Origin of the sequence: Streptomyces sp. NPDC126503, assembly GCF_040302405.1 — a bacterium.
In the GTDB taxonomy this organism is placed as follows: Bacteria; Actinomycetota; Actinomycetes; order Streptomycetales; family Streptomycetaceae; genus Streptomyces; species Streptomyces gulbargensis.
The window spans coordinates 82697-97058 of record NZ_JBEORS010000021.1 but is presented as its reverse complement, the minus strand read 5'-3'; the positions used below and the strand labels follow the sequence as shown (position 1 = coordinate 97058).

General features: G+C 75.2%; 15 protein-coding genes and 1 pseudogene. 9 read left to right on the top strand and 7 right to left on the bottom strand.

Annotation, left to right across the window (positions count from 1 at the left end):
• Positions 1-48: 48 nt before the first annotated feature.
• From ABTY40_RS24375 to ABTY40_RS24360, 4 genes are all read right to left on the bottom strand, one after another.
• A complete protein-coding gene (locus tag ABTY40_RS24375) occupies positions 49-609 on the bottom strand; it encodes a type 1 glutamine amidotransferase domain-containing protein (RefSeq protein WP_345279119.1) in 561 nt (186 codons plus the stop codon).
• Between the two features lie 141 nt (positions 610-750).
• Positions 751-1200: a hypothetical protein gene (locus ABTY40_RS24370; RefSeq protein ID WP_352061473.1), complete on the bottom strand. Its 450-nt coding sequence runs from the start codon at positions 1198-1200 to the stop codon at positions 751-753.
• Positions 1197-1331, bottom strand: a complete 135-nt coding sequence (locus tag ABTY40_RS24365) for a hypothetical protein (RefSeq protein ID WP_352061472.1) — start codon at positions 1329-1331, stop codon at positions 1197-1199. Before ABTY40_RS24365 ends, ABTY40_RS24370 begins: the two co-directional genes overlap by 4 nt.
• A 213-nt stretch (positions 1332-1544) precedes the next feature.
• Positions 1545-2093, bottom strand: a complete 549-nt coding sequence (locus ABTY40_RS24360; RefSeq protein ID WP_352061471.1) for an SRPBCC family protein — start codon at positions 2091-2093, stop codon at positions 1545-1547.
• 134 nt (positions 2094-2227) lie between these two features.
• On the opposite strand from ABTY40_RS24360, the gene ABTY40_RS24355 reads away from it, so the two are divergent.
• Together ABTY40_RS24355 and ABTY40_RS24350 are read left to right on the top strand one after the other, a co-directional pair.
• Complete coding sequence (locus ABTY40_RS24355) at positions 2228-2995, top strand: HemK2/MTQ2 family protein methyltransferase (protein WP_352061470.1); 768 nt, start codon at positions 2228-2230, stop codon at positions 2993-2995.
• Positions 2992-3429: a CDGSH iron-sulfur domain-containing protein gene (locus ABTY40_RS24350; RefSeq protein WP_352061469.1), complete on the top strand. Its 438-nt coding sequence runs from the start codon at positions 2992-2994 to the stop codon at positions 3427-3429. Before ABTY40_RS24355 ends, ABTY40_RS24350 begins: the two co-directional genes overlap by 4 nt.
• A 55-nt stretch (positions 3430-3484) precedes the next feature.
• Here ABTY40_RS24350 and ABTY40_RS24345 read toward each other — a convergent pair whose 3' ends face one another.
• Positions 3485-4192: a DUF6766 family protein gene (locus tag ABTY40_RS24345; protein ID WP_352061468.1), complete on the bottom strand. Its 708-nt coding sequence runs from the start codon at positions 4190-4192 to the stop codon at positions 3485-3487.
• Positions 4193-4274: 82 nt separating this feature from the next.
• Complete coding sequence (locus ABTY40_RS24340; protein WP_352061467.1) at positions 4275-4745, bottom strand: hypothetical protein; 471 nt, start codon at positions 4743-4745, stop codon at positions 4275-4277.
• 368 nt (positions 4746-5113) lie between these two features.
• Here ABTY40_RS24340 and ABTY40_RS24335 point away from each other — a divergent pair, with 368 nt between their 5' ends.
• The 7 genes and pseudogenes from ABTY40_RS24335 (at position 5114) to ABTY40_RS24305 (ending at position 12580) form a co-directional block, all read left to right on the top strand.
• Entirely contained in the window at positions 5114-6187 is a 1074-nt protein-coding gene (locus ABTY40_RS24335; protein ID WP_352061466.1) for an iron-containing redox enzyme family protein, read from the top strand.
• Positions 6188-6273: 86 nt separating this feature from the next.
• Positions 6274-7065: a nucleotidyltransferase family protein gene (locus tag ABTY40_RS24330; RefSeq protein WP_352061465.1), complete on the top strand. Its 792-nt coding sequence runs from the start codon at positions 6274-6276 to the stop codon at positions 7063-7065.
• On the top strand, positions 7062-7325 hold the full coding sequence (locus ABTY40_RS24325) for a BON domain-containing protein (RefSeq protein ID WP_352061464.1): 264 nt from the start codon (positions 7062-7064) through the stop codon (positions 7323-7325). Before ABTY40_RS24330 ends, ABTY40_RS24325 begins: the two co-directional genes overlap by 4 nt.
• A 143-nt stretch (positions 7326-7468) precedes the next feature.
• Complete coding sequence (locus tag ABTY40_RS24320) at positions 7469-8281, top strand: metallophosphoesterase family protein (protein ID WP_352061492.1); 813 nt, start codon at positions 7469-7471, stop codon at positions 8279-8281.
• 246 nt (positions 8282-8527) lie between these two features.
• Positions 8528-9058: pseudogene (locus ABTY40_RS24315) on the top strand (ABC transporter ATP-binding protein); the annotation flags it as partial.
• A gap of 457 nt (positions 9059-9515) precedes the next feature.
• Positions 9516-10511 carry an ABC transporter substrate-binding protein gene (locus ABTY40_RS24310; RefSeq protein ID WP_345279142.1) on the top strand — a complete coding sequence of 332 codons (996 nt, stop codon included), beginning with the start codon at positions 9516-9518 and terminating at the stop codon, positions 10509-10511.
• Positions 10511-12580, top strand: a complete 2070-nt coding sequence (locus ABTY40_RS24305) for an iron ABC transporter permease (RefSeq protein ID WP_352061462.1) — start codon at positions 10511-10513, stop codon at positions 12578-12580. Before ABTY40_RS24310 ends, ABTY40_RS24305 begins: the two co-directional genes overlap by 1 nt.
• A 164-nt stretch (positions 12581-12744) precedes the next feature.
• Here ABTY40_RS24305 and ABTY40_RS24300 read toward each other — a convergent pair whose 3' ends face one another.
• A complete protein-coding gene (locus ABTY40_RS24300; protein ID WP_352061461.1) occupies positions 12745-14307 on the bottom strand; it encodes an MFS transporter in 1563 nt (520 codons plus the stop codon).
• Positions 14308-14362 lie beyond the last annotated feature (55 nt).

Below are 14362 nucleotides of genomic sequence, written 5' to 3'. Positions count from 1 at the left end.
GCGGTGGCTGTGTCGTGCGGGTGTCGTGCTCCCGGTGCCCCGGGCGCCTCAGTGCCCGGCGTTCTCCAGCGCCTCGACGATCGCCGCCGAGAACGCGTCCAGGTCGTCCGGCTTGCGGGAGGTGATCAGGGGATGGGCGCCGGAGGTGTCGACGACGACCTCGCGGTCCGTCCAGCGGGCGCCCGCGTTCTCCAGGTCCGGCCGGAGCGAGGGATACGAGGTGAGGTCGCGGTCGCGCGCGAGGCCGCTGTCCACGAGCAGCCAGGGTCCGTGGCAGACGGCCGCCACCGGCTTGCCCGCCCCGGCCACCGCCGAGACGATGCGGCGCGCGTCCTCGTCCGTGCGCAGCGTGTCGGCGTTGAGCGTGCCGCCCGGCACCACCACCGCGTCGAAGTCGTCCGCCGAGACCTTCTCCAGGGTCGTGTCCGGCCGGACGGTCTCACCGGGGTCGCGGTCGGAGACCAGCGTCCGCACCGGTTCGTCCTTCTGCGCCGCCACGGTCACCCGGGCACCCGCCTCACGGAGCACGGCCGCCGGCTTCGTCAGCTCGTCCTGTTCCGTGCCGTAGTTGGTGGTGAGGATCAGGACGTTCTTTCCGTCGAGCGTCACGATGTCTTTCTCCCTTTCCGAGGCCGTGGGGGTGGCACCCGCGGATCCGGCCGCCGCCCCTGGCGCCTCATGAAGGCGCGTGCCCCCGATGCCCCGACCGTATGCATATGTCCCGTATATCGGCTCGTGCGAAGGGGTCGGTCAGGCGGGCGGGGCCGCCGTGACCGGCCCCTCGGGCGGGTGCCCGCCGCCCGAGGCCGCCGGCTCGTGGGTGAGGCGGACGCGGTACGTCCCGGCCGCGAGTTCCTGTCCGTCGCCGTCCACGAAGCGGCCCGTCACCTCGTACGTGCCGCAGTGGGCCCGTCCCACGGGGAGCCGTTCGGCCGAGAGCCTGATCTCGTACGGGCCGCCCGTGCGGAACCCGCCGAGGGCGGTGTGGGTGCGGGCCAGGACGCTGCCCTCCCGGACGCGGGTGTCCTCGAAGGCCAGGCCGTCGATGTCCCGGCCGAGCCGGAAGACGAGGCCCACCCCCACCACCGCGCCCTCCGGCAGCTCGATGGCCGGCGCGGGCCCGCTCTGTGCGAACGGGACGTCGACCCGGCCCCGCTCCTCCGTGTGCAGGCGGATCTCCAGCAGCTCGAAGTCCTTCACGGGGAACTCACCGCCTTCCGCCCGGCCGCCGGGGCGTCCCGGCGCGCGGCGGCCACCACGCGGCCGCGCCCGGCGGACGCGTACGGCGGGAACCCTTGCGGGAAGGAGAAGACCCCGGACAACCCGATCATGGCGACGCTCCTCGGCTCAGCCCGGCGTCTGCCCAGGCGGCACGGGAACACGCACGCGACGGGCGAACGCTTCGCCCCGAGGGCCGGGGCGGCGTCCGGGTCCCGGACACGCCCGGGGCCCGGGAGGAGCGGTGGTCCTCCCGGGCCCCGGGGCCGGTCCCTGTCCGGGCCGGCTCGGGCGGGCGGGCGTCCGGCGCCGCGCCCGGCCGTGCGTCAGGACGCCGGCCAGGAGCCGGGCGGGTTGCCCTGACCCGGCGGCGGGGTGCCGGGGGCACCTTCCGCACGGCCACCGGCCGGGCCGCCGCCCGCGTCGCCCGGGCTCAGCCGGCCGCGCCAGGCGCCGGTCGCGCGGTCGCGGTCCTCGATGAAGCTCTTGAACCGCTTGAGGTCGCCCTCCACGCGGCTGTCGACCACGCCGAGCGCCGTGCCCGCCTTCTCCACGAAGCCCTCGGGCTCCACGTCCAGGGCGAGCGTCACGCGGGTGTGCGTGTCGTCGACCGGCTCGAAGGTGACGACGCCCTTCTGCTTGACGTCACCGCCGACGGTGCGCCAGGAGATCCGCTCGTCCGGAAGCTGGTCGACGATCTCCGCGTCGAACTCACGGGTGACCCCGGCGATCTTGGTCCGCCAGTGCAGGTGCCGGTCGTCGATCTGCTGGACCGACTCCACGCCGTCCATGAACCGGGGGAACTCCTCGAACTGGGTCCACTGGTCGTACACCTCACGCAGCGGCGCGTCCACCTGGATCGTGTCGTGCACCATAGTGCTCATCTCCTCGTTCGGTGGCGTAACGGGACAGGTGCTCTGTTACCCGGGCCTTTCCGGCGTAACCACGCATGTCCCGTCGCTCCACGCATGTCCCGATCAGCGCCGGGTAATCGCGCGGAATGAGCCCGATGCGACTGATCACTCCGCCCGGCGTGTACGCCCCCCAGGGGGACACCGAGCTCCTCCTCGACACCCTCGCCCGCGAGGACGTGGGACCCGGCGACAAGGTGCTCGACATGTGCACCGGCACCGGCGTCCTCGCCATCGCGGCGGCCCGCAGGGGCGCCGAGACGACGGCCGTCGACATCTCCGGCGCCGCCGTGACCACCGCCCGCCTGAACGCCCGGGTCCACGGGTGCCGCGTCCGCGTCGTACGCGGTGACCTCACCCGGCCCGTGGCGGGGGAGCGGTTCGACCTGGTGACCGTCAATCCGCCGTACGTCCCCGCCGACGCGCCGGACGTCCCCGCCCGGGGCCCGGAACGGGCCTGGGACGCGGGACGCGACGGGCGGCTCCTGCTCGACCGCATCTGCCGCGCCGCACCCTCCGTCCTCGCCCCCGACGGCGTCCTCCTGCTCGTGCAGTCCTCCCTCTCCGGGGTGGACGCCAGCATCGAGGCCCTGCGGAGGTCCGGACTGAGGGCCCGCGTGGCGGCCAGGAGCGATCAGCCGTTCGGGCCCGTGATGGCGTCCCGCGCGGGCTGGTTCGAGGCGCGCGGCCTGGTTCCGCCGGGGGTGCGCCACGAGGAGCTGGTGGTCATCCGAGCCGTCCGCGAGATGAGTGCGGAGCGCTTCGGGGAGGCGACCCGGGGCGGGGAGCCCGCGGAGCGGGCAATGCGCGTGGACGGCCCGGCCCCGGGGGCGGACACCGCGGCGGAGACCGAGGAGGCGGCATGAGCACATCCGAAAAGCCCGCGCCGGCGCACGACGCGCCCACGGCGGTGAACGACGAGCCGACGGCCGTGAACGGGGCCCGCACCCCGGCGCCCGGCCCCGTGCCCGGCGAGGGCCTCGGCGGCGGCCCTCGGTCCCGCCCGGGGGTCCCGCGCGCCGTCCCCCTGCGCGAAGGGCCGCTCCTCATCGAGGGGCCGCTGGAGATCGTGCTCCCCGACGGCGAGACGCGCCTGTGCGAGCGTCCGGTGATCGCCCTCTGCACCTGCCGTCGCAGCCTCCGGGCCCCCTTCTGCGACACGAGCCACCGCCCCCGGGAGCGCGCGGTGCGCGGCAAGCGGCACGCGGCCGGGAAGGACGAGAACGACGCGCACGACGCGAGCGAACCGAACGACGCGCACGACACGAACGACGCGAGCCGCACCGACGCGGAGGCCTGAGGCGGGGCGGGGCGTCCTCCGCGCCGCCCCGCCCCCGGCCGTCCGGCCGGGGACGTCAGCCCTCGACGCCGGTGGCGTGGTGCGGGGACCCGACCGGCTTGGACTCCGGGGACCCGCGCTGGCGCAGGTACACGGAGAGCACGGCCATCGACGCGACGGCCAGGAGCTCGGACTGCCAGTTCTGCAGGGACCGGCTCCAGAAGTCCGCGGAGCCCAGGTAGGAGACCCAGCCCACCGGGTCTTGGAGCTGCCGCAGCCGCAGCTCGTTGTGCGCGGCGGCCCCGGAGACGGACTGGGCCAGCCACGACAGCAGGAACAGACCGGCCATGACCAGGCCGAGCGAGTGCGCGTACACGGCCTGGCGCCAGCCCCGGTCGGCCGCCCAGCGCGGTGACTCGGGCGTCGCGTGCTCGCCGACGCGCTGGTCGCGGTCGCTCTCGATGCCCACCCGGTCCAGCGGCTTGGACTCCGGCGACCCGCGCTGGAGCAGATAGACCGTCCCGTACACGTAGAGGAAGAACTGCAGGAACTCCGACTGCCAGTTCTCGGTGACGTCGACGGCGAAGTCCGAGGACATGAGGTACGGGCCGAGGCCGATCCGCTGGAGCCCCTCGACGGCGAGCTGCTCGTTGAACTCGGCGTGCCCGGCGACGGCCTGCGCGGCGAGGACCACCAGGAAGGCGCCGCCGAAGGTGAGCGTGAGGCTGTTCGACCGCCAGAAACCACCGCGGTGGCCGGTGCGGTGCGTGCCGCCCGGCGTCACCGCTGCATCGCCCCGATCGCGGTGAAGTAGGCGAGGCCTCCGAGGACGACCACCAGACAGCCGAAGAACACGGCCTTCACGCTCAGGCTCCCTTCAGCGAGCAGCGGTACGGCAGGTCGTCGGACTGCGGTACGCATCCGGCGGCCGTGACCCGCCAGCCCCCGTCGAACTGGGACAGGAACACCGTGTCGTCGTCGGTACGGAGCAGGGCCTGGCGGCCGTGGACCTCCACCGCCCGGGCCCCGCCGGCGCTCGGCAGCTCCAGGGAGCGCAGCGCCCGGTCGCACGGCGCCTTCCCGTCCTCGGTCAGCTGCTCCCGGCTCTCCGGGGCCAGCAGACCGCAGGCGGCGCCGAAGTCGCGGGCGGCCAGCGCGGCCGTGAAGCGCCCGGCCGCGCGGCGGGCGCCGTCCTCGCGCGGGGCCGTGGCCCCGCAGCCGGTCAGCACGGCCGCGGTGAGCAGGGCGGCGAGGGACGCGCGCGTCAGCGCCCTTCGACGGCGCGTGACTCGCCGGTCGGCCCGGGCCGCCGGGGCCGTACTCCTGATCGTCGCCACGCCCCCACCATGCACGGCCGCGCGGCCCCGGGGGCGGACCCCCGGCCGAACGGACGCGGTGTGTCGCCCGCCCGGGCGGCGTGGGAGCATGCGCCCCCGCCGGTTCAGAGCGCGTCCGCCGCCGTACGAGCGTCGGCGACCAACCCCGCGTACCTCCCCTCGCGGACGCGGGCGCGAGGGCACCGCCGAGGGGCGCACGGTCGCCAGGACCCGGACCGCGCCCGTGGCCGGATCCGCCCGTGCCGGCGGTCCCCCGGAAGGCCGCGTTCCGGGCGTCCGCCCAGGTCCGTCCGCGCCGGCCAGGCATAGGCCGCCGGGAACGGGGCATCCGCCTGGCACCCGCCCTCACCCTGGCGAGGAGGCCTGCCATGACGATCACAGTCCCACAAGGGACGGAAGTACGAGCCGACACCGGACGCCCCCAGCTGCCGCCACCCCGTGGCGAGCTGTCCGAGGCCGTCCACGCCTATCTGCGAGGCGTCGGCCGGAGCCTGCCGGACCGCCGGTCGACGGCCGGCGCCGACCCGTACGGGGAGGACCTGCAGCTGGCGCTGCACCTCGCCTACGAACTGCACTACCGGGGCTTCGACCAGGTGCCGGACGCCGTCGAGTGGGACCCGGACCTGCTGCGGCTGCGCTCCTTCATGGAGGAGCGTTTCGAGGACGCGCTGCGCGACCGCTGCGGCCGGTTCACCGATGTCGACGAGGCCTTCGCGGCGCTCCTGACCGAACCGGCCGAGGGACACGGCGTCTCCGACCACCTCGTGCGCGACGGCACGAGGGAGCAGCTGCGCGAGTACGCCGCCCTGCGCTCCGTGTACCAGCTCCGGGAGGCCGACCCTCACCTGTGGGTCGTGCCCCGGCTGCGCGGCCGGGCCAAGGCGGCCATGGTGGCGATCGAGTACGACGAGTTCGGCTGCGGCCGGGCCGAGGCCATGCACGCCCGTCTCTTCGCCGACCTGATGAGCGACCTGGGGCTCGACCCCTCCTACGGGCGGTACCTGGAGGCGGCGGGCGCCCAGACGCTGGCCACGGTCAACCTGATGTCCCTCCTCGGGCTCCACCGGGCCCGCCGTGGCGCCCTCGTCGGCCACTTCGCGGCCCTGGAGATCACCTCCTCACCCGCCGCGGCCCGGATCTCCGCCGCGATGCGCCGGATCGGCGCGGGCGAGGCGGCGGTGCACTTCTACGACGAGCACGTCGAGGCGGACGCCGTCCACGAGCAGCTGGTACGGCGGGAGGTCGTCGGCGGGCTGCTGGCGGACGAACCGGAACTCGCCGGCGACGTCGTCTTCGGCGTGGAGGCGACCGGTCTCCTGGAGGACGATCTGGCCGCGCACATCACCGGCGCCTGGGAGGCGGGCCGGAGCGCCCTGCGGGTGCCGATCGACGACCTTCCCGGCGCGGGCCGGGACGAGGCAGGACAGGGGGAGGACGCGTGAGCGCGGGGATGCTTCCGGAGGAACGGGGTACAGGCAGGGCTCCGGCCCCCTCGACAGGCGGTGACCGGGTACGAGAGGAGGGCCTCATGAACCTCACGGCAGGGCGTCGCGGCGCCCGCGCGGCACGCGCCGACGGCCGGGACGGCGCCGACGCCGGCGGCGGTGCCGGAGCGGTGGTGGAGCCGGGTGCCCGCATGCCGGTGCTGCCGCCCGACCACACCCAGGCGATCCTGGAGACGACCAAGGAGATCGCGGCCCTCCTGAAGAACTCCGGCTGTCCCTTCGCCCTGGTCGGCAGCGTGGCCGCGTACGCGTACGGCATCCCGGTACGCCTCCAGCACGACACCGACTTCGCGCTGCGCCGCGAGGACGCCGACACGGTCACCGAACTCCTCCGGGAGAACGGCGTCCTGGTCGTCGACCCGCCCGAGGACTGGCTGGTGAAGGCGCGCAGCGGCGGCGAGGAGATCGATCTGATCTTCTCCCTCGCCGGGCGGCCCGTCACCACGGAACTGCTCGAACGCGCCTGGACGCTGCCCGTCGACTCGGTGCACATGCCGGTGATCGACCCGACCGACCTCATGATCAGCCGGCTGACGGCCCTCTCCGAGCACCATTGCGACTTCGGCCCCTTGCTGCCCGTCGCCCGCGGTCTGCGCGAGCGGGTCACCTGGGAGCGGGTGCGCGAGGAGACGGCGGACCGTCCGATGGCCGTCGCCTTCCTCTATCTGCTCGAACTGCTCGACGTCATCCCGCCCGCCGGCGGCGCCGGAACGGGAGCGGCGCCGGGCGTGGCGGGAGCCGGCACGGCGCAGGGAGAACCGGGCGCGGCCACCGGACAGGCCCGCCCGGCCGGAGGAGGAGGGCCGGAACGATGATCGAGTTCGCCGCGCCCCACGAGGACGAATACCGCATCGCGCGGCTGCGGGAACGGCTCGCCGGTGACGACGTGGCCGAGCTGGGCGTCCAGGTCGAACAGCGCGGAACCTCGGTGCTGTTGACCGGAACCGTACCGACCGCGTCCCGGCGCGACGAGATCCTGCGGCTGGCCCGCGAGGAGCTCGCGGGCCTCACGGTCCGCGCCGATCTCGTCGTGGCCTGCGCCGACGCACCCGACCGCTGGGAGGAACTGCCGTGACGAGGCCGCCGACGACCCCGCACACGCCGGGCCGTCCGCTCACCACGACGCCGGACGGGGCCGGGCCCGCGCACGACGCCGCTCCCGGCCCCGACCCGACGTCCGAGACCGCCCGGTCCGACGGGCACGGGACCGTCGTCCGGGTGGCGGCGGTCGGCGACATCCATCTCGGGCCCGACTGCGCCGGTGTGCTCCGGCCCGCCTTCGCCGGGCTGCCCGACCGCGCCGACCTGCTCCTGCTCGCCGGTGACCTGACCCGGCACGGCACGGTGGAGGAGGCCCGGGTGGTCGCCGAGGAGGTCGCGGACGCGGGCGTGCCCGTGGTCGCCGTCCTCGGCAACCACGACTACCACTCCGGTGAGGAGGCCGCCGTCACCCAGGTCCTCACCGACGCCGGCATCACGGTCCTGGAGGGGGACGCCGTCGTGCTGCCCGTCGCCGGGCACAAGGTCGGTGTGGCGGGGGTCAAGGGATTCTGCGGCGGCTTCGTGGGCCGCAGCGCGGGCGAGTTCGGCGAGCCGGAGATGAAGGCCTTCGTCCGGACCACCCGGCTGAGCGCGGAACGGCTCGCGCTCGCGCTCGGCGACCTCTCCGCGGCGGGCTGCGCCGTCCGCATCGCCCTCACGCACTTCGCGCCCGTGCCCGACACGCTGGCCGGTGAACCCCTGGAGATCCATCCCTTCCTCGGCAGTTACCTCCTCGCCGAGGCGATCGACGGGGCGGGCGCCGACCTCGCCGTTCACGGCCACGCCCACCTCGGCACCGAACACGGCATGACGGCGGGCGGTGTACGGGTCCGCAACGTCGCCCAGCCGGTGATCGGCCGCGCCTTCGCGCTCTACCGGCTGCCGGTCGCCGGGGACGGCACGGCGCCCGTACCGGAGGCCGTCCGCGCGGCAGCGCCCGCCCACGCGCCGGGCGGAGAGCTCATCTCCGGTGCCGCCCGGCGCAGTTGAGCACCGCGCGCCGCTCGTAGCTCCGCGCCGCGAACCATCCGTACGCCCGCCCCGTACGCTCCGCTCCCCCCTACCCCTTCCGTCGCGCCGGGGGCAAGGGGTCGCGCGGACGCGTGCGGGGCGCGCGGTCGCGCGGGAGATCTCGACATGGTCACAAGCCGGGACGAACACGGAACCAGCCCTAAGGTCTGCCTTACCTAAGTTGTATGGTGGCGCGGTCAGTTCGGCCCAAGGGGAAGGAGCGTGATGTCCATGGGCGACGTCCGCCTGGTGGCGAACGGCCTCGACGTCGGGCACGGCGGACGCCCGGTGCTCCGGCAGGTGGACCTCGCGTTACGCGCCGGTGAGATCACCGTCCTCGTCGGCCCCAACGGCTGCGGCAAGTCGACCCTCCTGCGGACCGTGGCCGGCCTCCTGCCGCCCCTCGCCGGTGACACCCGCATCGACGGCGAGCCCCTCCGCTCCCTCGCGCGCCGGGAACTCTCCCAGCGCCTCGCGTTCCTCCCCCAGACCTCCCAGGCGCCCGCCGGAGTCACCGTCCGCGAACTCGTCCGGCACGGCCGGTACGCCCACCGCGGTGCCCTCGCCCGGCACACCGCCGAGGACACCGAGGCCATCGACTGGGCCCTGCGGGTCACCGACGCCGCCCCCCTGGTCGACCGGCGACTTGACGAACTCTCCGGCGGCGAACGCCAACGCGCCTGGCTCGCCATGGTCCTGGCCCAGCGGGCCGGCGTCCTCCTGCTCGACGAGCCCACCACCTATCTCGACATGCGGCACCAGTTCGACGTGCTCGACGTCGTCCGGCGCCTCGCCCGCGAACACGGCATCGCGTGCGGAGTCGTCCTCCACGACCTGACCCAGGCCGCCGCCTACGCCGACGAGGTCGTCGTGGTCGCCGACGGCGGGGTCGCCGCCACCGGCGCCCCGGAGGCCGTCCTCACCTCCGACGTCATCGAGCGCGCCTTCGGGCTGCGGGTCACCGTGGTCCGCGACCCGTCGACCGGCTACCTCGCCTGCTTCCCGCAGCGCGCCGGAGCCTCCGCCGCCTCCCCCTGACCCGGCCCCCCGGACCGCCGCGCCGGTCCCCGGAGCCGCCGCGCACCCGTACACCCCGCCCCGAGGCGCGCACGGGCGTGCCCCGGTCCGCCCGCACACCGCCGGCCCCGCCCCCCGATCCGTAGCCGAACGCCCCGTCCCCGCACGGCCGTACGTACACAAGGAGAGACCCACCATGCAGAGAATGCTGCGCGCCCTCGCCACGGGCGGCACCGTCCTGGCCGTCGTGCTGGCCGCCGCCGGCTGCGGCTCCGGCACGGTCGGCGACACCGCGGACACCAAGCCGGGCGGGGACGCCTCCGCGAAGGGCGGCATCACCGTCGAGACCGCGCTGGGCAAGGTCAGCCTCGACAAGCCCGCCACCAAGGTCGTCACCCTGGAGTGGACCTACGCGGAGGAACTCGTCGCCCTCGGCGTCACCCCCGCCGGCAACGCCGACAACAAGGGCTACGGCACCTGGATCACCGCCGAGGGCGCGGCCCTGCCCGCCCAGGTCACCGACGTCGGCAACCGCAACGAGCCCAGCCTGGAGAAGATCAAGGCGCTCCAGCCCGACCTCATCGTCATCGACAACGAGCGCTCCAAGGCCAACCTCAAGCAGCTCCAGGCCATCGCGCCGGTCCTCTCCTTCACGTACACCACCAAGCCCCAACTGGCCACGATGAAGAAGAACTTCACCGAGCTGGCGAAGGCCGTCGGCAAGGCCGGGAAGGCCGCGGAGGTCAACGCGCGGATCGACGCCAAGGCCGCCGACCTCAAGGGCCGCCTGGACAAGGCCGGCAAGAGCGGCCTGAAGTACGCGCTCGCGCAGGGCTTCACCGCCAACGGCGCCGCCTCCATCCGCATGCTCACCGACGACGCCATCGCCCCGCAGGTGCTCAACCTGGCCGGCCTCAAGAACGGCTGGAAGGGCCAGGCCGACGCCTGGGGCATGACCACCGTCGGCGTCGAGGGGCTCACGCAGGTCGAGAAGGACGCCACCTTCCTGTACGTCGCCGCCGACAACGACAACCCGTTCACCGGCGCCCTCGCGGGCAACGCCGTCTGGAAGGGCCTCGGCTTCGTCAAGAGCGACAAGGCACTGGCACTCGACCCGGGCACCTGGCTGTTCGGCGGACCGCTGTCCGCGATGCACGTCCTGGACGAGACCGGCAAGGCCCTGAAGGTCTGATGGCCGCGGAAGGACTCACGGCCACCGCGGCCGGTCCGCTCGGCCGCCGCCCACGAGCCCTGCTCGTGGGCGGCGCCCTGTCCCTCGCCCTGGTCGCGGTCGCGGTCGTCCACCTCGGCCTCGGCGTCTCCGGCGTGGGCATCGGCGACATCTGGGACCTGCTCCTCGGCCGCGGCGACGCCCGCACCCGGGACGTCCTCCTCGGCAGCCGGCTGCCGCGCACCCTCACCGGCCTCGTCGTCGGCGTCGCGCTCGGCGTCTCCGGGGCCCTCGTCCAGGGTGCGACCCGCAACCCGCTCGCCGCCCCCGACACGCTCGGCGTGAACGCCGGTGCCTACTTCGCCGTGGTGTTCGTCGCGTTCACCGGTGTGAGCCTCGGACCGATCCCCGCCGGAGGGGCCGCCTTCCTCGGCGGACTCCTCGCCGTCGGACTGGTCTACCTGCTCACCGGCGGCGGTGTCCTCACACCGGGCCGGGTCCTGCTCGCCGGAGCGACCGTCGCCCTCGCCGCCACCTCGGCTGCCGAGTTCCTCCAGATGCTCGACGTGCAGGCCACCCGCGGCCTCTTCTTCTGGGGCAACGGCACCCTGCTCCAGTCGGACCTGGAACGGCCGCTCACCCTCGGCGCGGTCGTCCTCGCCGGCGCGGTCGCCGCCCCGTTCCTGGCCCGCCCGCTGGACCTCCTCGCCCTCGGCGACGAGACCGCGCAGGCCATGGGCGTACGGGTCGAACGCATCCGCCCCGCCGCCTTCCTCCTCGCCGTGCTGCTGTCCGCCGCCGCCGTCTCCCTCGCGGGACCCATCGGCTTCGTCGGCCTGATCGGCCCGGTCATCGTGCGACAGCTCGGCCTGCGCAAGCACGCCGCGCTGCTGCCCATGGCGGCCCTGCTGGCGGCCACCCTCGTCCTCGGCGCGGACGCGGCCGCCCAGCTGGTCGTCACGCCGTCCGCCACGCAGCCCGCGGAGATCCCCGTCGGCGTCGTCACCGCGCTCATCGGCGGACCCGTCTTCATGGCGCTGGCGCGGCGCGTGAGCACCGGCGACGCCGACACCGGCGCGGCCGTCGTCGTCTCCGACCGGCGCCGCGCGCCCGGCTACACCGTCGCGCTCGGCGCGGGAATCCTCGCCCTCGCCGCCGCCATGGCCCTGTCCCTGCGGGTCGGGGACGTGCCGGTCAGCTGGGGCCAGCTCGGCGCGGCCGTCACCGGCTCCGCCGAGCAGATCACCGAAGCGGTGATCTCCTTCCGGCTGCCGCGCGTCCTCGTGGCCGCCCTCGCCGGGGCGTGCCTCGCCGTCGCGGGCACCGCCGTCCAGGCCGTCGTCCGCAATCCGCTCGCCGAACCGGGACTCGTCGGCGTCACCGGCGGGGCCTCCCTCGGTGCGATCACCGTCATCCTGGCCGTCCCCTCCGCGCCGCTCGCCGCCCTGCCCGCGGCGGCGGCCGTGGGCGGTGTGCTGATGCTGGTCCTCGTCGTCCTCGTCGCGCGGGGCACCCGGAGCGGCGGACGCGGCGGCATCGACCCGACCCGGGTCGTCCTCGTCGGCATCGGCGCCGCCGCCACCTCCATGGCGCTGGTCAACATCCTGGTCGTCGGCGCGCAGATGAACCTCGCGTCCGCGCTCGGCTGGCTCGCCGGCAGCACGTACGGGCGGGACTACACCGCTCTGGGCTGGCTCGCCCTCCCGGCGCTCGTCGCGGTCCTGCTGGTCGTCGCCGCCCGCCCGGTGAACCTCCTGTCGCTCGGCGAGGAACTGCCCCGCGCCCTCGGCCTCGACCTCGGCCGCGCCCGGCTCCTGGTCCTCGGCGCGGGCGCGGTGCTCGCGGCCGGCACGGCGGCGGCCGTCGGCGCGGTCGGCTTCGTGGGGCTGGTCGCCCCCCACCTGGCGCGCCGGGTGGTCGGCAACAGCACCGCCCGCGTGATCCCGATGGCCGCGGTCCTCGGCGCCGTCCTGGTCGTCTCGGCCGACGCCCTCGGACGCTGGCTGCTGGCCCCCACGGAGATCCCGGTGGGCATCGTCACGGCCCTGCTGGGGGCACCGTACCTGGTGTGGCTCCTGCGCCGGACGTGACGGGGAAGCGCGGACCCTCCGCCGGAGCGCCCGGCCCCCTCACCGGGCCCGGGCGCCCCCCGGCGGGGCGACCCGCCGGATGCCCGGAGCGGGTCGTCCCCGGCATCCCGGAGGCCTTGGACGCCGGCGGGCGCCCGGGCCCGCCGGCGTACCCGGCCGTCCGCTCAGGACGCCTCCGCCGCCCGTACGGGGGCGACCGGAGCCGGACCGGCGGCGGTGGCCGGGCCGGCCTTCAGGGTGCGGGCCGTCGCGACCCCCAGGGCGCAGAGGGCGGCCGCCGCCAGACAGACCGTGGTGAAGGCGTCCGAGAACGCCGTGTGGGCGAGGGGGCGCAGAGCGGGGGAGAGGAGGTCGAAGCGGCCGGTCTCGACGGCCTCGCGCACCGGGGGCGCACCCGCCGGACCGGCGGCCAGGGCGCTGTCGAGGCGGGCGGCGAACACGGCCCCGAAGAGGGCCACACCGGTAGCGGTGCCCAGCGGGTAGCACGCGTTGGTGAGCCCGGAGGCCATCCCGGCCCGGTCCTCGGGTACGGTCCCGACCGCCACGCCCATGAGCGGCGGGAAGATCACGGCCCCGCCGGTGCCGAGGAGCACCAGTCCGGCCACCAGGACCGCCGGTCCCGCGCCCGCCCCCGCGCCGGCCAGCGCCAGCAGTCCGAGGCCCTGCGCGGCGAAGCCGGCCGCCACCAGGGCGTCGGGCGGGAACCGTTTCTGCAGCCGGTTCACGAACAGGCCGGCGAGCAGCAGACTGCCCGTCAGCGGCAGCAGCCACAGCCCGGCCTCGAGCGGCGAGGAGGCGTACGTGCTCTGCAGCCAGAGCGTGAGGAAGGCCAGCATGCCGAGGCTGGACAGGCGCGCGAGGAAGCCGAGCACGGCGGCGCCCGAGAAGGCCCGTATCCGCAGCAGCGCCATGTCGATGAGCCCGCCGCCGCGCCGCTGGTCGGCCACCAGGGCGGCGGTGAGGAGCACGCCGAGCGCCGCCGAGCCGAGGACCGGGGGCGCGGTCCAGCCGGTCTCCGGGCCGGTGACGAGCGGATAGTGCAGGGCCAGCAGGGCGCCGACGGCGAGCAGCGAGCCGCGCGGGTCGAGGCGCCGCCGCGGGCCGGTGCCGGCCCCGGTGTCCCTGGCCGCGGATTCCGGCATCCGGGCCAGCGCGCCGGCCACCACGAGGAGCCCGATGGGCACGTTGACCAGGAAGATCCAGCGCCAGCCCAGTGCCTCGGCGAACAGCCCGCCCACGACGGGGCCGAGGGCGCCGGCCGCCGAGGCCACGAGCGCGTACGAGGCGATGGCCGCCTGGCGGCGGGCGCCCTCGTAGGCGGCGGCGATCAGCGCCAGCGTCGGCGCGAACACCATGGCCCCGCCGAGCCCCTGGGCGGCCCGCGCGGCGATGAGGGTGGCCGCGTCCGGGGCGAGGCCGCAGGCGGCGGAGGCGAGCGTGAACAGGCCCATTCCGGCCGTGAAGACGACCCGCCGGCCGATGCGGTCGGAGAGCGCGCCGGCGGTGAGCAGCAGCGCCCCGAACGCCAGCGAGTACGCCGACACGGTCCACTGCACCCGGCCGAGCCCGGCGTCGAGATCGCGGGCGACGTCGGAGAGGGCGACGTTCACCACCGTCACGTCGAGGGTCATCATCACGCCCCCCGCGCTGACGAGGGCGAACGTCCACGCCGCGCCCGGCCGACGTCGACAACTGGCCTTCTCTGTCTGAAAGTTGACCTTGATCATTAGGTAAGGCTAACCTAATGTAGCGCCCGCTTGGGCGTCCAGGCGTTCGAGCACA